23 protein-coding genes, 1 tRNA gene and 1 pseudogene are annotated in these 26253 nt (G+C 73.6%); 14 read left to right on the top strand and 11 right to left on the bottom strand.

The features are described from left to right. The first annotated feature begins 199 nt into the window (after window positions 1-199). Complete coding sequence (gltB, locus tag ACFWNV_RS27845) at window positions 200-4741, top strand: glutamate synthase large subunit (RefSeq protein WP_383952307.1); 4542 nt, start codon at window positions 200-202, stop codon at window positions 4739-4741. Then, window positions 4734-6194 carry a glutamate synthase subunit beta gene (locus ACFWNV_RS27840; RefSeq protein WP_327307221.1) on the top strand — a complete coding sequence of 487 codons (1461 nt, stop codon included), beginning with the start codon at window positions 4734-4736 and terminating at the stop codon, window positions 6192-6194. The genes gltB and ACFWNV_RS27840 overlap by 8 nt, the downstream gene beginning before the upstream one ends. Window positions 6195-6416: 222 nt before the next feature. Here ACFWNV_RS27840 and ACFWNV_RS27835 read toward each other — a convergent pair whose 3' ends face one another. Beyond that, a complete protein-coding gene (locus ACFWNV_RS27835; RefSeq protein ID WP_383952295.1) occupies window positions 6417-7070 on the bottom strand; it encodes an NADPH-dependent F420 reductase in 654 nt (217 codons plus the stop codon). A 59-nt stretch (window positions 7071-7129) separates the two neighbouring features. Here ACFWNV_RS27835 and ACFWNV_RS27830 point away from each other — a divergent pair, with 59 nt between their 5' ends. Then, window positions 7130-7495 carry a winged helix-turn-helix transcriptional regulator gene (locus tag ACFWNV_RS27830; RefSeq protein ID WP_383952293.1) on the top strand — a complete coding sequence of 122 codons (366 nt, stop codon included), beginning with the start codon at window positions 7130-7132 and terminating at the stop codon, window positions 7493-7495. On the opposite strand, the gene ACFWNV_RS27825 is transcribed toward ACFWNV_RS27830, so the two are convergent. Beyond that, window positions 7492-10617, bottom strand: a complete 3126-nt coding sequence (locus tag ACFWNV_RS27825) for an AAA family ATPase (RefSeq protein WP_383952291.1) — start codon at window positions 10615-10617, stop codon at window positions 7492-7494. The two genes, ACFWNV_RS27830 and ACFWNV_RS27825, sit on opposite strands and share 4 nt — an antisense overlap. Before the next feature lie 127 nt (window positions 10618-10744). Between ACFWNV_RS27825 and ACFWNV_RS27820 the strand changes: the two genes are divergently transcribed. From ACFWNV_RS27820 to ACFWNV_RS27810, 3 genes are all read left to right on the top strand, one after another. Continuing rightward, window positions 10745-11449, top strand: a complete 705-nt coding sequence (locus tag ACFWNV_RS27820) for a hypothetical protein (protein WP_383952289.1) — start codon at window positions 10745-10747, stop codon at window positions 11447-11449. 237 nt (window positions 11450-11686) lie between these two features. Next, entirely contained in the window at window positions 11687-11893 is a 207-nt protein-coding gene (locus tag ACFWNV_RS27815) for a hypothetical protein (protein WP_383952287.1), read from the top strand. Then, window positions 11890-12978, top strand: a complete 1089-nt coding sequence (locus tag ACFWNV_RS27810; RefSeq protein WP_383952286.1) for a hypothetical protein — start codon at window positions 11890-11892, stop codon at window positions 12976-12978. The genes ACFWNV_RS27815 and ACFWNV_RS27810 overlap by 4 nt, the downstream gene beginning before the upstream one ends. A gap of 26 nt (window positions 12979-13004) precedes the next feature. Here the strand turns inward: ACFWNV_RS27810 and ACFWNV_RS27805 are convergent, their stop codons facing one another. The 3 genes from ACFWNV_RS27805 to ACFWNV_RS27795 form a co-directional block, all read right to left on the bottom strand. Further along, window positions 13005-13796: an SDR family NAD(P)-dependent oxidoreductase gene (locus ACFWNV_RS27805; protein ID WP_383952284.1), complete on the bottom strand. Its 792-nt coding sequence runs from the start codon at window positions 13794-13796 to the stop codon at window positions 13005-13007. Continuing rightward, window positions 13793-14482, bottom strand: coding sequence for an SgcJ/EcaC family oxidoreductase (locus tag ACFWNV_RS27800; RefSeq protein ID WP_383952282.1), 690 nt, complete (start codon window positions 14480-14482; stop codon window positions 13793-13795). The genes ACFWNV_RS27805 and ACFWNV_RS27800 overlap by 4 nt, the downstream gene beginning before the upstream one ends. A 74-nt stretch (window positions 14483-14556) precedes the next feature. Further along, complete coding sequence (locus ACFWNV_RS27795) at window positions 14557-15081, bottom strand: SgcJ/EcaC family oxidoreductase (RefSeq protein ID WP_383952280.1); 525 nt, start codon at window positions 15079-15081, stop codon at window positions 14557-14559. A 96-nt stretch (window positions 15082-15177) separates the two neighbouring features. Here ACFWNV_RS27795 and ACFWNV_RS27790 point away from each other — a divergent pair, with 96 nt between their 5' ends. Together ACFWNV_RS27790 and ACFWNV_RS27785 are read left to right on the top strand one after the other, a co-directional pair. Beyond that, window positions 15178-15672, top strand: coding sequence for a MarR family winged helix-turn-helix transcriptional regulator (locus tag ACFWNV_RS27790; protein ID WP_383952278.1), 495 nt, complete (start codon window positions 15178-15180; stop codon window positions 15670-15672). Between the two features lie 121 nt (window positions 15673-15793). Next, window positions 15794-17209 carry a DUF1906 domain-containing protein gene (locus tag ACFWNV_RS27785; RefSeq protein ID WP_383952276.1) on the top strand — a complete coding sequence of 472 codons (1416 nt, stop codon included), beginning with the start codon at window positions 15794-15796 and terminating at the stop codon, window positions 17207-17209. A gap of 42 nt (window positions 17210-17251) precedes the next feature. Here the strand turns inward: ACFWNV_RS27785 and ACFWNV_RS27780 are convergent, their stop codons facing one another. Genes ACFWNV_RS27780 through ACFWNV_RS27765 form a run of 4 tightly spaced genes read right to left on the bottom strand, consistent with a single transcriptional unit; the run spans window position 17252 to window position 21361 of the window. Next, window positions 17252-17773 (bottom strand): pyridoxamine 5'-phosphate oxidase family protein, encoded by a 522-nt coding sequence (locus ACFWNV_RS27780; RefSeq protein ID WP_383952275.1) that lies wholly within the window; start codon window positions 17771-17773, stop codon window positions 17252-17254. Between the two features lie 36 nt (window positions 17774-17809). Further along, window positions 17810-18538: a vWA domain-containing protein gene (locus ACFWNV_RS27775; RefSeq protein ID WP_383952273.1), complete on the bottom strand. Its 729-nt coding sequence runs from the start codon at window positions 18536-18538 to the stop codon at window positions 17810-17812. A 52-nt stretch (window positions 18539-18590) separates the two neighbouring features. Then, a complete protein-coding gene (locus tag ACFWNV_RS27770) occupies window positions 18591-19703 on the bottom strand; it encodes an acyl-CoA dehydrogenase family protein (RefSeq protein WP_383952271.1) in 1113 nt (370 codons plus the stop codon). 11 nt (window positions 19704-19714) lie between these two features. Continuing rightward, entirely contained in the window at window positions 19715-21361 is a 1647-nt protein-coding gene (locus ACFWNV_RS27765; protein WP_383952269.1) for a FadD3 family acyl-CoA ligase, read from the bottom strand. Window positions 21362-21463: 102 nt separating this feature from the next. Between ACFWNV_RS27765 and ACFWNV_RS27760 the strand changes: the two are divergent. Next, window positions 21464-21877: pseudogene (locus ACFWNV_RS27760) on the top strand (flavin reductase family protein); the annotation flags it as partial. Between the two features lie 47 nt (window positions 21878-21924). On the opposite strand, the gene ACFWNV_RS27755 reads toward ACFWNV_RS27760, so the two are convergent. Continuing rightward, the gene (locus ACFWNV_RS27755; protein WP_383952305.1) at window positions 21925-22572 is read right to left on the bottom strand and encodes a helix-turn-helix transcriptional regulator; all 648 of its coding nucleotides are present in this window, start codon (window positions 22570-22572) and stop codon (window positions 21925-21927) included. Between the two features lie 127 nt (window positions 22573-22699). On the opposite strand from ACFWNV_RS27755, the gene ACFWNV_RS27750 reads away from it, so the two are divergent. The 3 genes from ACFWNV_RS27750 to ACFWNV_RS27740 are packed head-to-tail and all read left to right on the top strand — an operon-like array spanning window position 22700 to window position 25488. After that, window positions 22700-23830, top strand: coding sequence for an LLM class flavin-dependent oxidoreductase (locus ACFWNV_RS27750; RefSeq protein WP_383952267.1), 1131 nt, complete (start codon window positions 22700-22702; stop codon window positions 23828-23830). Between the two features lie 3 nt (window positions 23831-23833). Beyond that, a complete protein-coding gene (locus ACFWNV_RS27745; protein WP_383952265.1) occupies window positions 23834-24580 on the top strand; it encodes an SDR family NAD(P)-dependent oxidoreductase in 747 nt (248 codons plus the stop codon). Beyond that, window positions 24577-25488, top strand: coding sequence for an alpha/beta hydrolase (locus tag ACFWNV_RS27740; RefSeq protein ID WP_383952263.1), 912 nt, complete (start codon window positions 24577-24579; stop codon window positions 25486-25488). Before ACFWNV_RS27745 ends, ACFWNV_RS27740 begins: the two co-directional genes overlap by 4 nt. A gap of 3 nt (window positions 25489-25491) precedes the next feature. Here ACFWNV_RS27740 and ACFWNV_RS27735 read toward each other — a convergent pair. Continuing rightward, window positions 25492-25566: transfer RNA gene (locus ACFWNV_RS27735), tRNA-Asp, on the bottom strand. A gap of 67 nt (window positions 25567-25633) precedes the next feature. Between ACFWNV_RS27735 and ACFWNV_RS27730 the strand changes: the two genes are divergently transcribed. Beyond that, window positions 25634-25951, top strand: a complete 318-nt coding sequence (locus ACFWNV_RS27730) for a hypothetical protein (RefSeq protein WP_383952261.1) — start codon at window positions 25634-25636, stop codon at window positions 25949-25951. A gap of 43 nt (window positions 25952-25994) precedes the next feature. Further along, window positions 25995-26153, top strand: coding sequence for a hypothetical protein (locus ACFWNV_RS27725; RefSeq protein WP_383952309.1), 159 nt, complete (start codon window positions 25995-25997; stop codon window positions 26151-26153). Window positions 26154-26253: the final 100 nt, after the last annotated feature.

The following is a 26253-nucleotide window of genomic DNA, read 5'->3' as shown; positions in this document are numbered from 1 at the left end:
TGCTCCGTGCAGTGTCCGCATGCTGGAATGACATATCCGCTTCTCGGGATTGTCGTCATCATGTAATCTGCACGAAATTTCGCAGAGGGCCAACGTCGTCCCTCGGCTATGCACATATGCCACGACGACGACGGGAGAGCCGATGCGTTCCGCATCCACGCACTCCGCGACCGGCCTCAGCACCACCGCCTGGTCGCCCATGGACGGTCGCCCCGCCCAGCAGGGCATGTACGACCCGCGCAACGAGCACGACGCCTGCGGCGTCGGCTTTGTGGCCAACCTCACCGGCGAGGCCAGCCACACGCTGGTCGAGCAGGCGCTGACCGTATTGCGGAACCTCGAGCACCGAGGCGCCACCGGATCCGAGCCCGACTCGGGCGACGGCGCCGGCATCCTCTCCCAGGTCCCCGACGCGTTCCTGCGCGAGGTGGCCGGATTCGACCTCCCCGAGGCCGGCGCCTACGCCGCCGGCATCGCCTTCCTCCCCGCCGACGGCACCGCACAGGCCGTCGCCGTGGAGCAGATCGAGGCCATCGCCGCCGAGGAGAACCTCACGGTTCTCGGCTGGCGCGAGGTTCCGGTCACCCCCGACCTGCTCGGCAACGGCGCCCGCGCCACCATGCCGGCCTTCTCGCAGCTCTTCGTGAGCAACGGGACGAGCGGGATCGAGCTGGACCGCAAGGCCTTCGTGCTGCGCAAGCGCGCCGAGCGCGAGGCCGGGGTCTACTTCCCGTCGCTCTCCGCCCGCACGATCGTCTACAAGGGCATGCTGACCACCGGCCAGCTGGAGCCCTTCTTCCCGGACCTCTCCGACCGCCGCTTCGCCTCCGCGATCTCGCTGGTCCACTCCCGGTTCTCGACGAACACCTTCCCGTCGTGGCCGCTGGCCCACCCGTACCGCTTCGTCGCGCACAACGGCGAGATCAACACGGTCAAGGGCAACCGGAACTGGATGAAGGCCCGCGAGTCCCAGCTGGCCTCCGGCCTCTTCGGCGAAGGCGCCCTCGAGCGCATCTTCCCGATCTGCACCCCGGACGCCTCCGACTCGGCCTCCTTCGACGAGGTCCTGGAGCTGCTCCACCTCGGCGGCCGGTCCCTCCCGCACAGCGTGCTGATGATGATCCCGGAGGCGTGGGAGAACCACACCTCCATGTCGCCGGCCCGCCGCGCGTTCTACAAGTACCACTCCACCCAGATGGAGCCGTGGGACGGCCCCGCCTGCGTCACCTTCACCGACGGCACCCAGGTCGGCGCGGTCCTCGACCGCAACGGTCTGCGCCCCGGCCGCTACTGGGTCACCGACGACGACTTCGTCGTGCTCTCCTCCGAGGTCGGCGTCCTGGACATCGACCCGGCCAAGGTCGTCCGCAAGGGCCGCCTGCAGCCCGGCAAGATGTTCCTCGTCGACACCGCCCAGAAGCGGATCATCGAAGACGACGAGATCAAGGACGCGCTGGCCGCCGAGCACCCGTACGCCGAATGGCTGGAGACGGGCGAGATCGAGCTGACGGACCTGCCCGAGCGTGAGCACATCGTGCACACCCACGCCTCGGTCACCCGCCGCCAGCAGACCTTCGGCTACACCGAGGAAGAGCTCCGCGTCATCCTCGCGCCGATGGCCCGCACCGCCGGCGAGCCGCTGGGCTCCATGGGCACCGACTCCCCGATCGCGGCCCTGTCCGCGCGCCCCCGGCTGCTCTTCGACTACTTCACCCAGCTCTTCGCGCAGGTCACCAACCCGCCGCTGGACGCCATCCGCGAGGAGCTCGTCACCTCGCTGCTGTCCTCGCTCGGCCCGCAGGGCAACCTGCTGGAGCCGACCGCCGCGTCCTGCCGCAGCGTCACCCTGCCGTTCCCGGTGATCGACAACGACGAGCTGGCCAAGCTCATCCACGTCAACGCCGACGGCGACATGCCGGGCATGAAGGCCGCCACCCTCTCGGGCCTCTACCGGGTCTCCGGCGGCGGCGAGGCGCTGGCCGCCCGCCTGGAGGAGATCCGCGGCGAGGTCGACGCGGCCATCGAGAACGGCGCGCACCTGATCGTCCTCTCGGACCGTCACTCCGACGCCGAGCACGCGCCGATCCCGTCGCTGCTGCTCACCTCGGCCGTGCACCACCACCTCATCGCCACCAAGCAGCGCACCCAGGTGGGTCTCCTGATCGAGGCCGGCGACGTCCGCGAGGTCCACCACGTCGCGCTGCTCATCGGCTACGGCGCGGCCGCGGTCAACCCGTACCTCGCCATGGAGTCCGTCGAGGACCTCCTGCGCGCCGGTACCTTCCTGTCCGGCCTGGAGCCGGAGCAGGCCATCAAGAACCTGATCTACGCGCTCGGCAAGGGCGTCCTGAAGGTCATGTCCAAGATGGGCATCTCCACCGTCGCCTCCTACCGCGGCGCGCAGGTCTTCGAGGCCGTCGGCCTGAACGAGGAGTTCGTCGCCGCGTACTTCGCGGGCACCGCCACCAAGATCGGCGGCGCCGGCCTGGACGTCATCGCCAAGGAGGTGGCCGCGCGCCACACCAAGGCGTACCCGGCCTCCGGCATCGCGGCCACGCACCGCGCGCTGGAGATCGGCGGCGAGTACCAGTGGCGCCGCGAGGGCGAGCCGCACCTGTTCGACCCGGACACGGTCTTCCGCCTCCAGCACGCCACGCGCAACCGCCGGTACGACATCTTCAAGCAGTACACGGACCGGGTGAACGAGCAGTCCGAGCGCCTGATGACGCTCCGCGGACTCTTCGGCTTCAAGTCGGAAGACCGGACCTCGATCTCCATCGACGAGGTCGAGTCGGTCGCCGACATCGTCAAGCGCTTCTCCACCGGCGCCATGTCGTACGGCTCCATCTCCAAGGAGGCGCACGAGACCCTCGCCATCGCCATGAACCAGTTGGGCGCCAAGTCCAACACCGGTGAGGGCGGCGAGGACCCGGACCGCCTGTACGACCCGGCGCGCCGCTCCTCCATCAAGCAGGTCGCCTCCGGCCGCTTCGGTGTCACGAGCGAGTACCTGGTCAACGCGGACGACATCCAGATCAAGATGGCGCAGGGTGCCAAGCCCGGCGAGGGCGGCCAGCTGCCCGGCCACAAGGTCTACCCGTGGGTCGCCAAGACCCGGCACTCCACCCCGGGCGTCGGTCTGATCTCCCCGCCGCCGCACCACGACATCTACTCCATCGAGGACCTGGCTCAGCTGATCCACGACCTCAAGAACGCCAACCCGGTCGCCCGCATCCACGTGAAGCTGGTCTCCGAGGTCGGCGTGGGTACGGTCGCGGCCGGTGTCTCCAAGGCCCACGCGGACGTCGTCCTCATCTCCGGCCACGACGGCGGTACGGGCGCCTCCCCGCTCACCTCGCTGAAGCACGCGGGCGGTCCCTGGGAGCTCGGCCTCGCCGAGACCCAGCAGACCCTGCTGCTCAACGGGCTGCGCGACCGCATCGTGGTCCAGACGGACGGCCAGCTCAAGACCGGCCGCGACGTCATCATCGCCGCGCTGCTCGGCGCCGAGGAGTTCGGTTTCGCGACCGCGCCGCTCGTCGTCTCCGGCTGCGTCATGATGCGCGTCTGCCACCTGGACACCTGCCCGGTCGGCATCGCCACCCAGAACCCGGTCCTGCGCGACCGCTTCTCCGGCAAGCCCGAGTTCGTCGTCAACTTCTTCGAGTTCATCGCGGAGGAGGTGCGCGAGCTCCTCGCCGAGCTGGGCTTCCGCACGATCGAGGAGGCCGTCGGTCACGCCGAGCTCCTCGACACCAGCAAGGCCGTCACGCACTGGAAGGCGCAGGGTCTCGACCTGGAGCCGCTCTTCTACGTGCCGGAGCTGCCCGAGGGCGCGGTCCGCCACGCCCTGATCGAGCAGGACCACGGTCTGGAGAAGGCGCTCGACAACGAGCTCATCCGCCTCGCCGCGGACGCGCTGAACGCCGACTCGGCCGAGACCGCCCAGCCGGTCCGCGCCCAGGTCGCGATCCGCAACATCAACCGCACGGTCGGCACCATGCTCGGCCACGAGGTCACGAAGAAGTTCGGTGGCGCGGGCCTGCCCGACAACACCATCGACCTGACCTTCACCGGCTCCGCCGGCCAGTCCTTCGGCGCCTTCCTGCCGAAGGGCGTCACGCTCCGCCTGGAGGGCGACGCCAACGACTACGTCGGCAAGGGCCTCTCCGGCGGCCGCGTCGTGGTCCGTCCCGACCGCGGCGCCGACCACCTGGCCGAGTACTCGACCATCGCGGGCAACACGATCGGCTACGGCGCCACCGGCGGCGAGCTGTTCCTGCGCGGCCGCACCGGCGAGCGCTTCTGCGTCCGCAACTCCGGCGCCCTGGTCGTCTCGGAAGGCGTGGGCGACCACGGCTGCGAGTACATGACCGGCGGCACCGCGGTCGTCCTCGGCGAGACGGGCCGCAACTTCGCGGCGGGCATGTCGGGCGGCGTCGCGTACGTCATCGACCTGGACCCGGCCAACGTCAACGTCGGCAACACGGGCGCGCTCGAAGCCCTCTCCGACACCGACTCCCAGTGGCTGCACGATGTGGTGCGCCGCCACGAGGAGGAGACCGGCTCGACCGTGGCCGCGAAGCTCCTGGCTGACTGGACCGCCTCGGCGGCCCGCTTCAGCAAGATCATCCCGACCACGTACAAGGCAGTGCTCGCCGCCAAGGACGCCGCTGAGCTCGCCGGACTCTCCGAGTCCGAGACCACGGAGAAGATGATGGAGGCGGCGACCAATGGCTGACCCGAAGGGCTTCCTCACCACCCCGCGCGAGACCGCCTGCACCCGTCCTGTGGCCGAGCGCCTCAAGGACTGGAACGAGGTCTACGTTCCGGGCTCGCTGCTGCCGATCATCAGCAAGCAGGCCGGCCGCTGCATGGACTGCGGCATCCCGTTCTGCCACAACGGCTGCCCGCTCGGGAACCTGATCCCCGAGTGGAACGACTTCGCGTACCGCGAGGACTGGACCGCCGCCTCCGAGCGGCTGCACGCCACGAACAACTTCCCGGAGTTCACCGGGCGGCTGTGCCCGGCGCCGTGCGAGTCCGCCTGCGTGCTCGGCATCAACCAGCCGGCCGTCACCATCAAGAACGTCGAAGTCTCGATCATCGACAAGGCGTGGGACAACGGCGACGTCACCCCGCAGGCGCCCGAGCGCCTGTCGGGCAAGACCGCCGCGGTCATCGGCTCCGGCCCGGCGGGTCTCGCCGCGGCCCAGCAGCTGACCCGGGCCGGCCACACCGTGGTGGTGTACGAGCGCGCCGACCGCATCGGCGGGCTGCTGCGCTACGGCATCCCCGAGTTCAAGATGGAGAAGGTGCACATCAACCGCCGCATCGAGCAGATGCGCGCGGAGGGCACCAAGTTCCGTACCGGCGTCGAGGTCGGCCGCGACATCACCGCCACCGACCTGCGCAAGCGGTTCGACGCGGTCGTCATCGCGGCGGGCGCGACCATCTCCCGCGACCTCCCGGTCCCGGGCCGCGACCTGAACGGCATCCACTTCGCGATGGAATACCTCCCCCTCGCGAACAAGGTGCAGGAGGGCGACTTCATGGCGCCCCCCATCACCGCCGAGGGCAAGCACGTGGTCGTCATCGGCGGCGGCGACACCGGCGCGGACTGCGTGGGCACCGCCCACCGCCAGGGCGCGGCCTCGGTCACGCAGCTGGAGATCATGCCGCGTCCCTCCGAGGACCGGCCGACCGGCCAGCCCTGGCCGACCTTCCCCATGCTGTACAAGGTCACCTCTGCTCACGAGGAGGGCGGCGAGCGGATCTACTCCGTCTCCACCACCCACTTCGAGGGCGACGAGGACGGCAACGTCAAGGCCCTCCACCTGGTCGAGGTCGCCTTCGAAGACGGCAAGCTCGTCCAGAAGCCCGGCACCGAGCGCGTCCTCCCCGCGCAGCTGGTCACCCTGGCGATGGGCTTCACCGGCACCGACCAGGAGAACGGCCTCACGGCCCAGTTCGGCCTGGCGATGGACGCCCGCGGCAACATCGAGCGCGACGCCTCCTACGCGACCAACGTCGACGGCGTCTTCGTCGCCGGTGACGCCGGCCGCGGCCAGTCGCTGATCGTCTGGGCCATCGCGGAAGGCCGCTCGGCCGCCCGCGGCGTGGACCGCTTCCTGACCGGCACCAGCGCCCTCCCGTACCCGGTCAAGCCGACGGACCGCTCGATCACCGTCTGATCCTCTACGCCGTGCTCGCACCGCTCGGCCGCAGGCGGCCTCCCGGGCTTCGCCCGGCTGCGCCGGCCTCCGGCCGTCGGTGTGGCGGCTGAGGTCTCCGCGGTACCCCCGGCCCCGGCCGGGACCCCTCATACGGTCCGTACAACGAAGTACGGCACTCGACACCTCGCCCGCCACGTCCCCGACCAGGGGTGGCGGGCGTTGTGGCGTGTGGGGTTCGGGTCAGGGGTGGGTGGGGCCCGTGGCGAAGGGGTGGGGTGGGGCTATCGACTGGGCGTCGGCTCCTTCTCCTACCCACAGGCCGATGAACAGGGCGGCCGTTGCCTCCAGGAGGCCGGCGCGGTCCAGGGCGCCTGCGGGGAGGGGGACGCAGCCTGTGTCGCGGACCAGGGTGTGGGTGAGGGTGAGGGCCGCCGGGTCGTCGCCGCAGACCGGGACGGACAGGGGGCGGCCGTCGAAGACCGGCGGGTTCATGCGCCACACGTCCTCGTGGCAGAGGTTGAACGCCTTCACCACGTGTGCGCCCGGCGCCGCCGCGGACAGTTGCTCGGCCGCCGAAGGACCCGTGGCGGTCAGCAGGCGGAAGCCGGGGCCGACGGGGTTGGAGCAGTCGAGCAGGACCCGCCCCTCCAGGGGGGTGCGGAGGCCGGCGACGACCTCCGCGCCCGCGTCGTACGGCAGTGCCACCAGCGCCACCTCGCCGAAGCCGGCCGCGGCGCGCAGGCTGCCGTGGGCCGTTCCGCTGCCCAGGCGGGCGGCGAGCCGCCGCGCCCGGTCCGTGTCCCGCCCCCCGACGAACACCTCGTGCCCCGCCCGCACCCAGTGCGTGGCGAGCGCGTCCGCCATGTTGCCCGTACCCAGTACGCCGATCCTCATGGACTGCCCCTCTCCAGGACTTGAGCCGGGGCACGACATTACGGAGGCCGACAGGCACCATGTGGTGCGTGACGAATCAGGTATTCCTCGCCGACTGCCGGGCGCGCCTCGCCTTCGACCTCCTGTCCAACACCTGGAATCCCGTGGTGCTCTGGACCCTGCGCGACGGGCCCGCGCGCCCCGCCGAGCTGCGCGAGCGCATCGGGGGCATCAGCCCGAAGGTCCTCACCGAGACGCTGCGGCGCCTGGAGTTCAACGGCCTGCTCCAGCGCAGGGTCCACGCGCAGTCGCCGCCCCGGGTGGACTACCGGCTCACCGAGCTGGGGCGGAGCCTGCTCGGCCCGATCGAGGCGTTCGGGGTCTGGGCCTTCGAGCACGGGGACGAGGTCATTGCCGCCCAGGAAGGCCGGGACGGACCGGCCTAGACCGTCTCGGGCGGGCCGGGTCGGGGGCCGTGGCGGGCCGTGAGGGCGGCCAGGGCCGAGCGGGTGGTGACTCCCGTCTTGCGGAAGATGTGCGAGAGGTGGGTGTCCACCGTGCGCGGGCTCAGGTAGAGGCGTGCCGCGATCGCCGGGGTGGTGAGGCCCTCGGTCACCAGGGCCGCGATCTCCTGCTCGCGCGGGGTGAGGTGGGGGAGCGGGTCGGGTGGGCGCGCCGCCGTGCCCGCGGGTGGGTGCGCCGTGCCCGGCGGGGGGAAGAGATCGGCCAGGCCGGTCAGGAGGTGTGCGCCGCCCGTGTCCGCCAGGTGGCGGCCGCGGTGCCAGAGGGTGGCCGCCGTGCCGGGGTCGCCCGCTTCGGCCGTCAGGGAGGAGGCGAGGAGGAGGGCCTGGGACTCCCACAGCTTCGCGCCCGAGAGGGCGGCCTCCTGCGCCGCGCGTACGCACAGGGCCGCCGCCGGGGCCGGTTCGCCGCGGGCCGACAGGAGTTGGGCCGTACTGCGCAGGGCCGAGGCGCGCTGGGTGGGCAGGCCCAGCCGTTCCGCGTCCGCCGTGGCCAGGGCCGACCAGGCCTCCGCGGCGGGCAGTTCGCCCAGGACCACGGACGAGGTGACCAGGGCCTCCAGGAACAGCGGGCGCATGGTGGGCTGGAGCCCGGCCAGCGCGGGGCCGCCGCCCGCCCGGAGCATCGCCTCGCGGGCCCGCAGCGGGTCGCCGCCGTGCAGGGCGGTGAAGCTCAGGACGCACCAGGCCAGCGACACCCACCAGCTGCTCCGGGTCCCGGTCAGCGCCACCGCTTCCTCGGCCACGGCCAGCGCGGTGCCGTCTCCCGGCGGCAGGGCCGCGAGCAGCACCTGCGCCTTGTTGGAGAGGACCAGGGCGAGGAGTTCGTCGCTGCCGATGCCCCGGGCGATGCTCTCCGCCTCGTCGACCAGTTCCAGCGCCGAGCCCAGCCGGCAGGTGTTCATGTGGACGATCGACTTGCAGAGGAGCAGGTGCGGGAGGAGGTGCAGGGGGCCCACGCGGCGTGCCAGGGCCAGGCCCCGGTCGGCGTGGCGTTCCGCGTCCGGGTACCGCTCCAGGTAGAACTCCGACCAGCCCAGCCGGGCCAACGGCTCGCACAGGTCGGAGAGTTCGAGATCGGCCGACGTGCCGTCCAGGGCGTCCGCCAGTACGTCGACCCGGGCCGCCGCGCGGTCGGTCAGGGCGCGGGCCGTGGCCGGATCGCCCCCGTACGTCTCCCCGAGCGCGGCGGTGGCCAGCGCCCCCGCCTCGGCCGGCCCGTTGCCCAGCCGCCGGGCCAGCGCGTAGGTCCGCCGTACGTCCTCCCGCACCTGCGGATAGGACAGCGCGTGCGGTGCGCAGGAGCCGAGTTCCAGCCCGAGGGCGAGCGCGGCGGCCGGGCTCGGGGCGGGGCTGCGGGCCAGCTCGCGGCGCAGCAGCGCGACCGCGGCCCCGTACTCCCCGAGATGGCGCGCCATCGAGGCGCACAGGGTGACGGCGCTCGCGCGCAGCCCGCCGTCCTCGTCGGGGTCGGCCTCGGCGATCAGCGCGTGGAGCAGGTCCCGGCTCGCACGGAGCTCGCCGCACACGCTCAGTGCCCCGGCCCGGCGCAGCATGAGTTCCCGGCGCTGAGCGCGGTGCTCCGGAGCTTCGGGAAGCATCCGCAGCACCACCCCCAGCCAGTGGGCGCAGCTCGCCGGGGCGGTGGTCCGCGACTGCCCGGCCGCCTCCAGCAGGACCGCGGCCGCCTCCGGGTCCCAGCCGGTCAGCGCCCGCTCGACGTGGTGGGCCCGTACGGCCGCGGAGGCACCCGCGGCGGCCAGCGCGGCGGCGGCCCGCCGGTGCATGCCGGTGCGCCTCCGGTGCTCGGTGTTCTCGTGCACCACGGTCCGCAGCACCGGATGGCGCAGCGACCAGCTCCCGCCGGGGCCGGGCCGCAGCAGGTCCCGGCCGGCCAGCACGCCGAGGTCGGCGTCGAGGTCGGCGTCGAGCGCGCCCGCGTCGGGGGGCGCCGCGGTGGCCGCCAGCAGCGGGCCGGTGGCGTGGTCGCCGAGCACGGCGACGGCCTCGGCGGTACGGCGCTGCGCGTCGGTGAGCGGGGTCAGCTCGTCGAGCAGCAGGGCGGTGAGCCCGCCCGCCGGGACGGTGAGGCCGCCGGCCGGGACGGCGGGGCCGGCGGTCTGGCCCTGGAGCAGGGTCAGGAAGTAGAGCGGGTTGCCCTCGCTGGCGGCGTACAGCCGGGCGGCCCGGCCGGGCGCGAGTCCCGCGGCGAGCTGCTCCACGCAGGCCCGCTCGCCGAGGGGGCCGAGGTCCAGGCGCAGTACGGCGCCGGTGTCGACGCCCCGGGTGAGCGCGGCGGCCAGGGAGGGGGAGGTCTGGCGGTCGCGGCGGGCCACGACGATGGTCACGGGGGCGCGCGGGGGGTGGCGCACGAGGTGGTCGAGGATCTCCAGGGAGGCGGGGTCGGCCCAGTGGAGGTCGTCGAGGGCGATCAGCAGCCCGGCGCCGCCGCTCGGGCCGGTGCCTCCGCTCGGACCGGCCCCGCCGCTCGGGCCGCCCCTGTTGCCCCCAGCGCCCCTGCTGCTCCCGTTGCCCCCGTCGTTCCCCGCCAGGGCCGCGAGCATCCGCGCGACCGCCCGGTGCACGGCGAACCGGTCCAGGGGCTCCGGCACCGGCGCGCCGCGCCCCGCGGACCCGTACGGATCCACACGCGGGCCGGTACCTGTGCCCGTGCCCGTAGCCGGATCCCCGCCCCGGTCGGCGGGTCTGTCAGGGAGCGGTGTGCCGTGGAGGACCGGGGCCAGGGAGGGGACCGTGGACCAGGTGAGGACCAGCCGGGGGTCCAGATCGGCGAAGGCGTCGGTGAACAGCCGGAAGGGGATGTGTCGTTCGTACTCGGTGGCCCGGCCGCGCAGGACGGTCAGACCGCGCTCCCGGGCCCGGCCGCACACCTCGCTGAGCAGTCGGCTCTTGCCCATGCCCGCCGCACCCGTGAGGTCGACGACGCACGGCGATGCACCGCGTCCGCCGCCGCCGGTCCCGTCGAGCACCTCGTCCAGCCGGTCCAGCTCGGCCCCCCGGCCGACCAGCGGAGTCCTGTCCACCATGGCGCCTCCCCGGATGTCCGGTACCCGGATTCGGGGCCGGGGATACGTAGGCGGTTCTACGGATGCCGCTGCCGGAGCCCGGCTGCCAGCATCGAAGTGACCCGGCCGCGCCCGACGTGGAGGCCCGATGCGCCGATTACGTGTGTTCGCCGTTCCGTTCCTGACCCTTCCCGTACTCGTGCTCGCCGGATGCTCGGGCTCGGGGCTGGGGAGCCTCAAGCCCCCTCCGCCCGCCGCCTCTTCGCCGTCCGCCTCCGCCTCCGCCTCGCCGAGTCCGAGCCCCTCCCCGTCCCCCTCCCCGTCCCCCTCCGCACTCCCGACCCCCGCGCCGACCGCGCCGTGCACGGTCACGACGGGCCTGGACACGAAGGCGCTGGCCGGCTACCTCAAGGCGTTGCGCGGCAGCGAGCGGCCGGCGCCCTCGGACTCCCCGGCCCTCTTCATGGTGGACAACGGCGTGTGGCTCGGCCTCAGGGACGCCCAGCGCCCGTGCGAGGCGGTGCCGGTGAAGCTCGGTCATTTCCGGGTGGACATGACCAGGAAGTCGGACTCGGCGGGCTACAAGTACACGTACGCCCCGATCGACACCGTCAGCCTCGCCGTCGGCCCGGGCGACGGCCTGGTCCGGGGGAGCGTGCCGCCGCCGCCGTCCGGCTGCGGGGGCACCCTGTCCATCCTCTACGTGGGGCAGGACCTCGCGGAGAGCGAGCTTCCCGAGCACCTGAACATGCCGGCCGCGGACTCCACCCTGGACTGGACCCTGGTCGACGTCTCGGCGGAGCGCGTGCTGGACGCGGTGTTCAAGCCGCCGCCGGGGGCGAAGAACTGCTGACCCGCAGGGTGGGGCGGTCGGCGGGACGGCGGCCGGGAGGGCGGCCGCCGGTACGGCCGGTGGGGCGGCCGGGGGGCGGCCGGTGGGGCGGTGCACCGTGGGGGTGCGCACCGCCCCACCGGCGTCCCACAGCGCTACCCGCGAGTATTGACTATTAGTCAATTCAGGCCCACGCTCGACGCGAGCCGTCGTGTCGTCTCTGGTGTGGGAGGTCGTCCCGTGCGTACAGATGAAGAAATGGGCCGTTTGAGCGGGGAGTTGGGCGGAGCCCGGCCGCCCGCCTCCTTCGAGGAGCTGGATGCCGGGGACCTCGCCCGGCTCGCCGAGGCGCTCAAAGCGGAGCGGGCGCGCCAGGCCGAAGGCCTGAACCAGGCCGCCGAGGAGGCGCTGGGGCTGGTGCCCGCCCTGGCGCGCGGGGCCGTGCGCAAGGTGCTGTTCCGGTGAGCCGCGCCGAAGTGGAGAAGATCGCCCGGCTGGTGGGCGCGGACGCCGGGGAGCTCGGCTTCCTGCGCGGGCTGCCCGACGAGGACGTACGGGCCTTCCGCGAGCAGGTCAGCGGCGTACTGAACGACGGCGCACCCGAGATGCTCGACCGGATCGCCGCCGCGACCAAGCTGGTGCCGGCCGGGGTGGCGGCCGCCATCTCGCAGAAGGCGCTCGGGCCCCGGCTGGCCGCCGGAGTGGCCGGCCGGCTGGAGGCGGGCCGGGCCGCCGCCATCATCGAGAAGCTGCCCGTCTCCTTCACCGCCGAGGCCTGCGGACACCTGGACCCCCGGAAGATCGCCGGGATCGTGGACCGGCTCGACGAGGGGCTCGTCGTACGCATCGCCACCACCCTGGCCGAGAACCGCGACCACCTCACCATGGGCCGGTTCGTCGGCCACATGCGGGACCAGGTGCTCCGCCGGATCCTGGACCAGGTCGACGACGCGGTGGTGCTGCGCGCCGGTTTCTACGTCGACCTGCCCGATCGGCTGCCCCGGATCCTGGAGCTCATGGGCGACGACCGACTCGGCGCGGTCGTACGGGCCGCTGCCGCCGAGGGGCTCTGGGAGGAGGCCCTCGGTGTCGCCGCGATGGTCGGCGGCGAGCAGCGGCTGCGGATCGCGGAACTCACCGCCCGCCTCGGTGCGGCCGAGCTCGACTCGCTCGTACGGGTGACACACGCCGAGGGGCTGTGGGAGTCCCTGCTCCCGCTCGTGGCGCTGCTCGGCGAGGAGGACCGGCTCGCGGTGGCCCGGCTGGACTCCCTGCGGGACCCGCTCGTCCTGGCCGGAGTGGTACGGGCCGTCGTGGCGACGGCGCTGTGGGGCGCCTTCCTGCCGCTGGTCGGCGTACTGCCCGAGGAGGCGCGCAAGGTGGTGGCCGATGCCGCCGCCGGGCTGGGCGACGCGGAGCTCGAAGGGCTCGTACGAGAGGTCGACAAGCAGGACCTGTGGGAGCTGGTGCTGCCGCTCGTCGAGCTCATGGACGAGGCGGGGAAGGAGCGGATCTTCGCCCTCCCCGCCTTCCAGGAGCAGCAGGAGTAGCGGAGCCCCCCGCCCCCCGCGGCTGCCTAGCGGCTGAGCAGTGCCAGCAGCGCGCGGCGCGGGAGCAGGCGCGCGGCGAGGACGAAGAGGGAGTTCGCGCGCCCGGGGACGACGGTGGGGCGGGTGGTGCGCCGGTCCAGGGCACGCAGGGCGGCGCGCACCACGGCCTCCGGGCTCTGGACCAGGGCGGCGGGGGCGTCCTGGTGCCGCGCGGCCGGGGCCGGGGCCGGGGTCAGGGTCAGGGCCGGGGCCGGGGCCGGGGACGTCGGCTCCGGCCCCGTGGCGGTGGGGCCGGGGCAGAGGGCCATGACGTGGACGCCGAGGGGGCGTTGCTCGTGCCAGAGAGCCTCGGAGAAGGCGGTCACGAAGGCCTTGCCGGCGCTGTAGACGGCGAGGCCGGGGGACGGGGCGCTGCCGAGGGTGGAGGAGACGTTGACGAGGGCGTCTCCGCGGCGGGCCCCGGAGAGGAAGGCGTGCGCCAGCGTGACGAGGGCGTCGCAGCCCAGGCGCGTGGCGGCGAGGGCGTCCCGCGAATCGGACCCGGCGAAGGGCCCGTGGTGGGCGGTGCCGGCGCTGTTGACCAGCAGGTTGACGGGGCGCCGGCGCAGCTCGGCGGCGACCAGCTCCTGGCCCTCGGGCGTCGAGAGGTCGGCGGCCAGGTGGCGGTGGCCGGGGCCGAGTTCCGCGACGAGGGCGCGCAGCCGGTCCTCGCCGCGGGCGACGGCGGTCACGGTCCAGCCGGCCGCGGCGAGTTCGCGGGCGAAGGCCCGGCCGATGCCCGAAGTGGCCCCGGTGACCAGGGCGGCGCGCGCCGTCATTTCTCGGCTCCGGGCACCGTGCCGGGCGACAGCAGGAAGGAGGCCCTCTCCATGACGGGCTGCCGCTGGGTGTTCTGGAACGCGGCGATCCGCCACTGGCCGTCGCTCTCGCGGGTCAGCGTGTACGTCTGGACCTTCGACAGCTCCGCGGGCCGCCCGCCCTCGTAGGTGTCGCCGCGGCTGGTGACCACGGCCGCGTCGGGGCCGAGGAAGCGGATGCCCAGGATCGAGTCGGCCAGCTTCGTGCCCTTGACGAAGCCACCGAAGAGGGCCCGGTGCGCCTCGGTGATGTCGCCGCGGCCCTGGTAGTGGGTGCCGACGTACGTCGTGTACGTGGCGTCCGGCGTGAAGAGGGCTCCGTACGCGTCGGCGTCGGCGGCGCCCCAGGCCCCGGCGAGCGAGGCCAGCACCCCGCAGACGGCGTCGCGGTCGCCCGTACGGCCACCCGCGCCGGTGCCCGCGGCGGTGGCGTCGACCGCCGTGCAGGCGGCGGAGCCGGTGACCTTGACCTCCGAGGTGGCGTCCAGCCACAGGTAGCCGCCGCCCGCCGTGAGGCCCAGGGCGAGCGCGGTGCCGATCAGGGCCCGCTTGACGGTGCGCCGCCGGGAGCGGGGCCGGGGCGCGGGCGGGGTGGCGGAGCCGCTGCTCGGGGCGGTGGCGCGGTCGTTGAGCTGGTCCGTGGTCATGCGGGCTCTCCGTAAGGTCGTCGGGGTCGGGGTCGGGGTCGGGGCGAGGGCGTGCGGCGGGCCGCCGGGGACCGTCACTGCTCGGCTGCCGGGACGAGGCCCGGGGCGAAGCGGTAGGACACGGCCTCCATCAGCGGCTTGCGCTTGGTGTTCTGGAAGGCTGCGATCCGCCACCGGCCGTCCGTGCCCCCGCCCGTGTCGCGGACGAGGGTGTACGTCTGGATCTTGGTGAGCTTCGCCGGGCGCTTGCCCTTGTGGGTGTCCCCGCGGCTGTTCACGACGGCCGTGCCGGGCCCGTAGAAGCGGATGTCGAGGATCTCGTCCGCCAGCCGGGTGCCCTTGAGGAAGCCGGCGAAGAGGGTGCGGTGGCTGTCCACGATGTCGCGGCGGCCCCGGTAGAAGGTGCCGACGTAGGTGATGTACGTGGCGTCCTCGGTGAACAGCTCGCCGTACGCCTCGGCGTCGTGCCGCTCCCAGGCGGCGACGAGCCGGTCGAGCACGGACCGGACCGAGGCGACGGACTCGGTGGACTCGTTGGTGGACCCGCTGGCGGACTCGCTGGCGGACTCGCTGGTGGACGCGTTCGTGGACTGCTGCATGACGGACCACTCCCCAATTGGTTAGACTGAGACAGATGCTGCACAACCGCAGTATCTGCATGCGTGCAGATATAAATGTAGGAGGCGATCCCGGGAATGGCAACAGGTGACGGCGGTCCGAACGCGCACACGGTCTTCCGGCAGTACTTGGACGCCGTAGGCCTCCAGGGCCTGGCCAGCGCGGAGGCGGCCGGACTGCACACCTCCGAGTGGTACGCCCTCAGCCTCATCACCCTGGAGGGGGGCCTGTCCTCCGGTGAGCTCGCCACCCGCACCGGGCTGACCACCGGGGCGACGACCCGGCTCATCGACCGTCTGGAGCGGGCCGGTTACGCCCGCCGGGCCGCCGATCCGGGCGACCGGCGCAGGGTCATCGTGGAACCGGTACCGGACGCGCTGGACCGCATCGAGGACGTGGTCGGACCGGCCCGCCGGCACATCGCGGCCGTGATCGGGGCCTACACCCCGGAGCAGCAGGCCCTGCTCTTCGACTACTTCGCCCGCGCCGCACCCGCGTTCCGCGCGGCCACGGAGGAGATCCGCGGGGCCACCGCCCCCCGGCGGAGCAAGGGCCGGCCGACGGCGGAGTAACGGCAGGGCAGGGGAGCGGGGACGGTCGCCCGCAGGGCGGTGCGGCCGTCCCGTCAACAGGTGAGCGCGGGCTCTCGTGCCTCTGCGTCAACCCCCGGACCTTCTGGTAACAGTGGGTCACATGCTCCCCTCCCACATGATGTTGAGCTGCCTCCTGGGCGCCGCGCTGCTCGCCCCCGTCCCCCTCGGGGCCGCCGAGAGCCGCACCGGCACCGGGGCCGAAGGCCGCACCGTCGACTACCGCGGGCTGCGCCTCACCGTCCCCGCCGACTGGCGGGTCGTCGACCTCGACCGCCACCCCGGCGCCTGCCTGCGCCTCGACGTGCCCACCCTCTACCTCGGGCACGCCGGCGCCCAGGGCGAATGCGGAGCCGCCCGCGCCGCGGCGCCCCGCGCCGACACCCTGCACCTGGAGCCGCTCGACGGGACCCCGCCGCGCGCCGACATCCCCACCGTCGGAGGCGAGGAGGGCGACCCCCTGCCCAAGGTCCGGGGCGACAGCAACGAGATCCGCTACGCCCTGCGCCGCGCCGGGGTGATGGCCACCGTCTCCTACGGATCCACCCCCGAGGCCGTCCGCGCCGTCCTCACCCGGGCCCGCGCCCTCACGCCCCCGGCCGCCCCCGGCCCGGTCCCCGTCGATCCGGCCGTCGTCGTCGGCGGAGGTTCCCGTACGACCGTCCAGACCCCCTTCACCGGCGAGGGCTTCGACGCCTGCACGGCCCCGACCCAGCGCACCATGAACGCGTGGCGGGCCGACTCGCCCTTCGGCGCCGTCGGCGTCTACATCGGCGGCCGCGCCCGCGCCTGCGCCCAGCCGCAGCTCACCGCCGGCTGGGTGACCCGGCAGGCCGAGGCGGGCTGGCACCTGATGCCGATCTGGGTGGGCCCCCAGCCCTGGAACAGCTCCTCCACGGGCCTCTCCACCGACCCCTCGGAGGCCGACGAGCAGGGCCGGGCCGAGGCCGAGGGCGCCGCCCACGCGGCCACGGCTTTGGGCATGGCCGAGGGCACGGTCCTTTACAACGACCTGGAGAACTACACGGACCGGGCCACCTGGGACGCCCCCGTCGTCGCCTACCTCACGGCCTGGACGGTCCGGCTGCACGAACTGGGTTACGGGGCCGCCGCCTACGTCTCGGCGAGCTCCGGGGCCAAGGCGCTGAGCGCCCACTACGCCCAGGCCCCGGAGGCCATGCCCGACGTGCTGTGGGTGGCCCGCTGGAACGGTGCGGCCTCGGTCACCGACGCCGACCTGGGCCTGCCCGCCGGGACCGGCCAGTGGACGGGTGGCCGTCGCGCCCACCAGTTCCGCGGGGACCACGACGCCACCTACGGGGACGTGACGCTCAACATCGACCGCAGCTGGGTGGACGTCGGCGCCCAGACCCCGGCGAAGTCCCAGACGCCGAAGGCCCCCAAGGCCCCGGGCAAGGCCAAGGCCAAGAAGGCTCCCGCGAAGCCCCGGAAGGCTCCCGCCAAGGTCCCGGCCCAGGCGCCCGCCGGTTCCCCGGCGAAGAACCCGGCCAGGGTCTAAGGGGCGAGCCCGCCCGGGCTCAGCCCTCCGCCTCAGCCCGCCTCAGCCCGCGGCAGGCTCCTCGCGGGCCGGCTCGTCGTCGTTGCCCCGGCGCAGGGTGCGCAATCCGTGCTCCGGGGTCCACGAGCGGACCACCAGGTCGTCGCCCTCGACCCCGACGTGGACCACCTCCGTCAGCTCGGCGCGGAACAGGTCGAAGGGGTGCGGGGTGTCGTTCTCCTCGGCCTCCTCCGCGTACCGGTGGAGCTCGGGCTGTTCCACGATCTCCACCGCCCGCCCGGCGATCCGCACGTCCCCGTCGGGCATCGTCTCGCCCGCGCCCGGGTTGGTGTGCAGGGCGAAGCGGGGATCGCGCCGCAGGTCCTTCCCCTTCATCGAACCCGGCATCATGCCCAGCCACAGCTCACCGCCGCGGATCTCGACGTTCAGTCCGGTCGCGCGCGGGGATCCGTCCTTGCGCAGGGTCGCCAGGACGTGGTGCGGGAACTGTGCGAAGCGGGCCTGGACGGCCCCCGCGAATTCCGGTTCCGCCTTTTCGAATACGGCCCAGTTGTTCGTCGTCATAGCTCCATCAAAGCGCGAGGCACTCGCACCCGCCGCTCAGGCGCGCACGATGCCCGCCGCCCGGGCCGCCGCCAGCCACCCCGGGAACTCCCCGAGCAGCCGGTCGTACAGTTCCGAATCCGTGACGGCCCGGGGGTCGGGACCGGCGTGGAAGTAGCCCGCGTTGTCCACGACCCGTTTGGCCGGGACGGGCAGTTCGTCCAGCCGCCGCAGGAAGTCGAACTGCGAGCTGCGGGTGTTCCCGAAGCCGACGAACTGCCAGAAGAGCGGCAGCCGGGCCGCCTTGCACAGGTACTTCTCGGCGGCGAGCTTGTTGATGGGACCGCCGTCGGTCTGGAAGACCACGAGCGCGGGGAGGGCGGACCCCGAGTCCAGGTAGTGGTCGATCACCGCGTCCATCGCCGCGTGGTAGGCCGTCTTGCCCATGTGGCCGAGGCCGGCGGCGATCGCGGTGACCCGCCCTTCGTGGCCGGCCAGGGAGATCTCCTCGACCGCGTCGACCTCGGTGGAGAAGAACACGACCGGCACGCGGGCATCGTCGTCCAGGTGCGCGGAGAGCCCCAGCACCCGGTCGGCGAGGGCCTGCACGCTGCCGTCCTCGTAGTACGGGCGCATGGAGCCGGAGTAGTCGAGCACCAGGTAGACGGCGGCCCGGCCGCCCTCCAGGCCGTGGGTGCGCAGCGAGGTCCCGGCGCTCTTGTAGAGGCTCACCAGCGCCGGGGCGGTCTCTTCGATCTTCCGGAGGTCTATCGCGCTGCCCGTCATGGGGCCGAGCGTACGACAGCACTCGCCTCCCGCGCCCGCGGTCGCCGGTGCGTCACCCGGCGGCCGGGAGGAACCCCAGCCGGGCCGCGAGCCGTTCGCGGTGGGCGGCGGGGGAGCCGAAGAGCAGGGCCGAGCCGTGGGCCCGCTTGAAGTACTCGTGCGCCTCGTGCTCCCAGGTGATGCCGATGCCGCCGTGCAGCTGGATCATCTCGCCCGCCACGTACGCGAAGGCCTCCGAGCAGGCGGACTTGGCGGCGGCCGCCAGGTCCGGGGCCGCGTCGGCGGCGGCCGCCGCGAGGGCGAGCGAGCGGGCTCCCTCCACCGCGGTGTGCAGGTCGGCGAGCCGGTGCTTGACCGCCTGGAAGGAGCCGATGGGCCGCCCGAACTGCACCCGTTCCTTCGCGTACCGGACCGTCGCCTCCAGTGCCCGGGCCGCCGCCCCCGCCTGCTCGGCGGCGAGCGCCGTGCAGGCCAGGTCCCGGACCCGGGCCAGGACCCCGGCGCCGTCGGCCGACAGCAGCCGGGCCGGGGTGCGGTCCAGGGTGAGCTCCGCGAGGGGCCGGGTGCGGTCCATCGTGGACCGTACGGTGAAGGCCGCGGGCGGGGCGAGGAGTTCGAACAGCCCGAGCGGTCCCGGGCGGCCGGTGGCGCCTGCGCCGGCGCTGTCCGTCCGGGCGAACGCCAGCAGCAGGGACGGTTCGGCCGGGCCCGCCAGGACGTACCGCTTCGTGCCCGTGAGCAGCCAGTCCGCCCCGGCGGGCTCGGCCCGGGCCGACAGCCCGTCCGCCTCCCAGCCGCCCTGCGGAGCCTCCGCCCAGGCCAGGGCTCCCACGGCCGTTCCCTCCGCCAGGTGCGGCAGGTGCTTCGCGCAGGCCTCCCGGTCGCCGGACGCGAGCAGGGCCGCCACGGTCAGCACCGCCGAGCCGAGGTACGGTACGGGGCTCAGTGCGCGCCCCAGTTCCGCCATGACCACCCCGACTTCGGCCGGCCCGCAGCCCAGCCCGCCGTACTCCTCCGGGACCGCCAGCGCGGCGGCGCCGATCTGCGCCGTCAGCGGAGCCCAGGCCGCGTGGCCGGGGTGGCGGGCCAGGAGGGCCCGTACCGCGTCCCGGAGTTCCTCCTGCTCGCGGGTCGGCTCCAGCGGCCTCACGCCGACTGCCCTCACGCCCACGTCCCTCACGCCGACTCCCCTCGCGCCGCGCGGCGCAGCTCCGTCTTCAGCAGCTTGCCGCCCGCGTTGCGCGGGAGCTCCTCAAGCCGGGTGAACCGGCGCGGCACCTTGAAGTTGGCCAGCCGTTCCCGGGTCCAGGCGGTCAGCTCCTCGGTGGTGACCGGCCCGGTGGTGACGACGTAGGCGACCCCGACCTCGCCGAGCCGCTCGTCGGGGGCGCCGACGACCGCCGCGTCGGTGATGGCGGGGTGGGTCAGCAGCACGTTCTCCACCTCCGCCGGGTAGGCGTTGAACCCGCCGACCACGTACATGTCCTTCAGCCGGTCGGTGATGGCGAGGTAGCCCCGCGCGTCGAGCACGCCGATGTCCCCGGTGCGCAGCCAGCCGCCGGGCAGGACGGCTTCGGCGGTGCTCGCCGGGTCGTCCAGGTAGCCGGGGGTGACGTGGTAGCCGCGGACCTGCACCTCGCCCGGCTCCCCGGCGGGCAGTACGGCGCCGAGCGGGTCGGTGATCCGTACCTCGGTGTCCGGCAGCGGCGGGCCGACGGTGTGGGCGAGGGTCCGGGCGTCGGCGTCGGTGGGGCAGACGGACACGACCCCGCCGGACTCGGTGAGCCCGTACGCGGTGAACACGTCGGGCGCCCCCAGTTCGGTGCGGATCTCCTCGACGAGGGAGGCGGGCACCGAGGCGGCTCCGGTGCCGGCCAGGCGCAGCGCGGACAGGTCGTGGGCGGCTCGCGCCGGGTGGCGGATCAGGCCGTGGAAGACGGTCGGGGGGCCCATCAGGCAGGTGACGCGCTCGGCGGCCATCCGGTGCAGGATGCGGTCGGTGTCGTAGACCGCCTCGGGGAGCATGGTGACCCCGCGCAGCAGGCAGGCGAGCACCCCGGCCTTGTAGCCGAAGGTGTGGAAGAAGGGGTTGACCAGCAGGTACCGGTCGCCGGGGCGCAGGGTGACGAGGCCGGACCAGGAGGCGTAGAGCCGGAGGGTCTGGCCGTGGGTGGTCATGACGCCCTTGGAGCGGCCGGTGGTGCCGGAGGTGTAGAGGATGTCGCTGAGGTCCTCGGGGCGTACGGCGGCCGCGCGTGCGGCGCGCTCGGCGTCGGGGACCTCCTCGCCGGCGCGCAGGTACGCCTCCCAGGAGACGCCGGCTCCCTCGTCGCCCGGGCCGCTCCCCTCGCGCCCGTCGCGCAGGATCACGGTCGAGGCGAGCGCCCCGAGGCCCTCGCCGGAGGCGTGCAGGTCACGGGCGTAGTCGGTACCGAGGAACCCGCGCTCGGTGAAGAGGACGCGGGAGCCGCTGCGCCGGATGATGTCGGCGGCCTCGGCGGGCTTGTAGCGGGTGTTGACCGGTACGAGGACGGCTCCGGCGCCGACCGCGCCGAGGGCGGCGGTGATCCAGTGGCGGCTGTTGGGGGCCCAGATCGCGACCCGGTCGCCGGGGCGGATGCCGTGGGCGATGGCGGCGCGGGCGGCCGCGGAGATCTCGGCGGCGAGGCGGGCGAAGGTCCAGCGGACCTCGCCGTCGGCGAGCGCCTCGCGCTCCCCGTACGCGGCGGCGGCGTACTCGGGGAGCCGGGCGAGCGTGGCGGGCGGCTGCGGCTGTGTCCTTGGCCGGGGCTGTGTCCCTGGCCGGGGCGGGGGCGGTGGCATCGGATCGGACCCTCCCTACTTGACGAGCGAGCGTGGGCGGTATCCAATCACAGGTGTTTCGGTTAGGCATATACCTAGTAGAAATAATCAGAGAGGTTTCTCATGAGGGAGGAAGCCATGTCCGGCATGAAGTCGGTCCTGTCCAGCTTCTGCACCGGCGTCGCCGTCATCACGGCATGCGGAGCCGACGGCCGTCCCGTCGGGATGGCCGTCCAGTCCTTCTCGTCCGTGTCCCTGGACCCGCCGCTGGTCTGCTTCTGCCCGGCGCGCACGTCCGCCACCTGGCCCCGGATCCAGGCCGCGGGAGCCTTCGCCGTCAACATCCTCGCCGCCGACCAGCAGGAGCTGTGCCGCCGGTTCGCCGTCACCGGGGGCGACAAGTTCGCCGGGGTCCCCTGGCGGGCCGGCGGCAACGGCGCGCCCCTGCTGGAGGGGGTCCTCGCCACCGTCGAGTGCGATCTGGAGGCCGTCCTGGACGGCGGCGACCACGCCATCGCGCTGGGCCGGGTCACCGCCCTGACGGCGCACCGCGAAGGCGCGCCGCTGCTCTACTTCCGGCACACCTACGGGCGCTTGCCGGGCTTGCCCGGGGCCGAATCCGGTGCGGGGCCCGCCGCGCGCCCGCTCTCCAGTGCCGCGATGTCGTCCAGCATGGCGGCCGCCAGGTCGCGCTCGGAGGCGTAGTACCGCTCCGCCCACTTGAGGGTGAGCGTCGGGTACGCCCACGAGGCCTCTTCCCGGGCCCCGTCCGCGTCGGCCACCGCGCGCCGCCGCATCTTCTCCGCGAACTCCTGGTGCTGTACGAGGACTTCGCGCATCTGCTCCGGCTCCAGCAGGTGGCCGAGCCACAGCCGCAGCATCGGTCCGTGCTTGAGCACCGGCGGGTCGACGGGCGCCTCGCGCGCCCAGCGCCGTACGGCCGCCATGCCCTCGTCCGTGATCCGGTACACCCGCTTGTCGCGGCTGCCGGTCTCCTGGGCGACCATCCGCGAAGAGGCGTAGCCGGCCTTCTCCAGCCGCTTGAGCTCGCTGTAGATCTGGCTGAAGGACGGGCTCCAGTAGAAGAAGCGCAGCGACCAGTCCGACCACTTCTTCAGGTCGTAACCGGAGAGCTCCTCCCCGAAGGAGAGCAGCCCGAGCACCGCCCAGCTGGTCGCGGGGAGCGTGCGCCCGTTCGTGTCTTCTGCCGCCTCGTTGGTCACGCAGCGCAGTCTACGACCGCTCCGCGGCCGGTCTTCGTGGCGGCTCTTCCCCCGGCCCGGTATGACTGCTAGAAGTATTCCTATTCGAAATACATTACCGATGTGCCGTGCACAGCGCACGGCTGGGAGGCACCCCGTGAAGTTCTCGATGATCTTCGAGGCGCAGCTCGTCGACCCGACGCCCGAACGCGAGCGCCAGGTCATCCACGACTGCGTCGAACAGGCCGTGTTCGCCGAGGAGATGGGCTTCGACCGGATCTGGGCCGTGGAGCACCACGCCCTCACCCAGTACGCCCACATGAGCGCCTCCGAGATCTTCCTGACCTGGGTTGCCGCCCGGACCGAGAAGATCCGCATCGGCCACGGCGTCGTCACCATGCCCTTCGGCTACCAGCACCCCGTGCGCGTGGCCGAACGCGCCGCCATGCTCGACGTGCTCTCCGGCGGCCGCGTGGACATCGGCGCCGGCCGCGGCGCCACCCGCCAGGAGATGTCCATGTACGGGGTCCGCCCCGAGGACACCTACCCGCAGATGGAAGAGGCGCTGCGGATCTTCTCCTCCGCCTGGCGCGAGGAGAAGTTCGAGTGGCACGGCTCCATCGACATCGGCCCCGGCGCGATCCTGCCCCGGCCGGTCCAGGACCCGCACCCGCCGCTCTTCATGGCCTGCTCCAAGCACGACACCCTCAAGCTCGCCGCCGAACTGGGCATCGGCGCCCTCGTGATGGGCTTCGCCGGCGCCGACGACGTCCGCACCATGCGCAAGGTCTACGACGAGGCCATCGCCACCCGCAGCGGGGACCGCCTCGTCTCCACCGAGGTCAACGACCACCTCTCCGCGCTCTGCCCCACCATCGTCCTCGACGACGCCGAACGCGCCCTGCGCCTGGGCACCCGCGGCCAGCGCTTCTTCGCCGAGTCCATCGCCCACTGGTACGGCAACGCCCCCGAACCGACGGGCTACTCCGACGACGAGACCGCCGAAGAGCACGTGGCCGCGCTGGAAAAGGGGCGCGAGGAACTGGTCGCCAAGCTCCACGGGGCGAACATCCCGGCCCGCCCCATAGACACCGGCACCTACAACGCCGAGCATGCCTACGGCAACGCCCAGACGGCCATCGCCTACGTCGAGCAGCTGCGCGAGATCGGCGTCGACGAGGTCATGTGCCTGATCCAGATGGGCACCGTCCCCCAGGAGGCCTGCATGGAGACCATCCGCCAGTGGGGCGAGACGGTCATCCCGCACTTCCGCGCCCTGGAAGGCTGACCCGTGAGCATCTCTCCCCACGGCAGGGTCCTCGACGGCAAGGTCGTCGTCATCACCGGCGCCGGACGCGGCCAGGGCGCCGCCGAGGCCCGGCTGTGCGCCGAGGCCGGAGCGCGGGTCGTGGTCACCGACATCCGGGAGGAGGAGGGCCGCGAGGTCGCCGCCGCGCTCGGTGACCAGGGCCTCTACGTACGCCACGACGTGGCCGACGCCGACAGCTGGGCGGAGGTGGTCCGCGAGGCCGTACGGGCCTTCGGCACGGTCTCCGCCCTGGTCAACAACGCCGCGCTGTGGCGCACGGCCCACGTGGAACGCCAGGGTCTGGCGGACTTCGAGGCCCTCCTGCGGGTCAACCTGCTCGGCCCGTTCCTCGGCATCCAGGCGGTGGCCCCGGTGCTGCGCGCCGGCGGGGGCGGCTCGATCGTCAACGTCTCCTCCACCGCCGGACTGGTCGGCATCCCGGGCCACGCGGCGTACGGGTCCAGCAAGTTCGCCCTGCGCGGGCTGACCAAGTCGGCCGCGCTGGACCTGGCGAAGGACGGGATCCGGATCAACTCCGTGCATCCGGGGGCCATCGACACCCCGATGGTCAGCGAGGCCGTCGCCGGGCGGGACTGGTCGCACCTGCCGCTGGGGCGGATCGGGCGGCCCGAGGAGGTCGGGGAGCTGGTCCTCTTCCTCTGCTCGGACGGCTCCTCGTACATCACGGGCGCGGAGTTCACCGTCGACGGCGGGATGACCGCGCGATGAGCGGCACCGATCGGCTGTCCCCGGCGGCCCGCAGGCTCTGCGACGCGATGACGGCCCACTTCCCCGGACCGGGGGACACGGCGGCCCTGCGGGCGGCGGCGGCAGCCTCACCGGGCGGCGGCCCGGAAGTGGCCTCCGTACGGGACACGGTCGCGGACGGGGTCCCCGTCCGGATCTACGACCCGGCCCCGGGCGCCGGAGGGCGTCCGCTGGTGGTGTTCCTCCACGGCGGGGGCTGGGTGATGTGCGGCCTGGACACCCACGACGCGCTGTGCCGGGCCCTGGCCGTGGCCTCGGGCGCCGTGGTGGTCTCCGCGGACTACCGCCTCGCACCCGAACACCCGTGGCCGGCCGCGCCCGACGACGCGCTGACGGTGCTGCTGTGGGCCCGGGCGAGGGCCGCCGAACTGGGCTGCGACCCCGCACGGCTGGTCGTCGCCGGGGACTCCAGCGGAGGCAACCTCGCCGCCGTCACGACCCTGCGGGCCCCCGGGCTCATCGCGGGCCAGCTCCTCTTCTACCCGGCGCTGGACGCCTCGATGGAACACCCCTCGGTGGCCGAGTTCGGGGAGGGGTACTTCCACACCGCCGCGCACATGGCCTGGTACTGGGACCAGTACGGCGGCGACCCGGACCACCCCCACGTCTCCCCGCTACGGGCCCCCGACCTCTCGGGGCTGCCGCGCACGCTGCTGGTCCTGGCCGACTGCGACCTCCTGCGGGACGAGGGCCTGGCCTACGGGCGCCGGCTGGGCGGGGCGGGAGTCGACTGCGGGGTCCACCTGGTCCCCGGGGTCTTCCACGGCTTCCTCGGCCTGCCGCTCCCGGCCGCGGCCTCGGCGATCGGGGCGGCGGGGGCGTGGGTGGCGGCGACGGCCGCGGCCGCGGCCGGGCTCGCGCAGGAGTGAGGGGGCTGGGCGGCCGGATTCGAACCGGCGTCCTCCTCCATGATGTGTAGGCGCACTACCTCTGTGCTACGACCCAGCCCTTGAGGGGGATCCTAGGCGCGGCCCCGCCCGATGCGCACGCGGATATCCCCGGCATGATGTGCGCATGTCGATATCGGTACCGGGGGCCCTGGCACGCAACTCCCTCGCCCTCGCAGCGGAGTTCGCCGCCGCCCTGCTGCTGCGCGACTCCCAGCCGCACTGGCTGCCGATCCTGCTGGCCCTGGTCGCCCTCGTGTCCGGACTGCCCCACGGCACCGACGCCGGCTTCGTCCACCGGACCGTGCTCGCACTCGGCGCGGTGGCCATCGCGCTGTGCGCGGCCCGGGCCCTGGACGCCCCCGACCCGCTCCTCTGGCAGATCCCGGCCGCCGCCCTGGCCCTGACCCAGACGGTCTCCCTGACCCGCCTCTCGCGCACCTGAAAACCGCTGGTCGGGGCCCTTGTCACCCGCCTACGCTGCGCCCATGTCCCCTACGACGACCCTGTGGCGCCCGACGGGCCCGGTGGAGCTCGGCCTGGTCCGCGACCTCGACTGGCGAGCCTGGCCGCCGCGGCTGCCCGAGCAGCCGATCTTCTATCCGGTGCTGAACGAGGACTATGCGGTCCGCGCGTTCCACGAGTGAGCGGGGCGGGAGGGGCTTGTCCCCGACCCGCCCTTCGCCCGTTCCCCGGGGCGTAGCCCCGGACCCCCCGGGGGGGCCGCCCCCGCCCCCGCGGGGGGAC

This window comes from Streptomyces sp. NPDC058401, assembly GCF_042722885.1.
In the GTDB taxonomy this organism is placed as follows: Bacteria; Actinomycetota; Actinomycetes; order Streptomycetales; family Streptomycetaceae; genus Streptomyces.
Note: the sequence above shows the minus strand (reverse complement) of the source record. Positions and strands in the feature narration are given on the sequence as shown.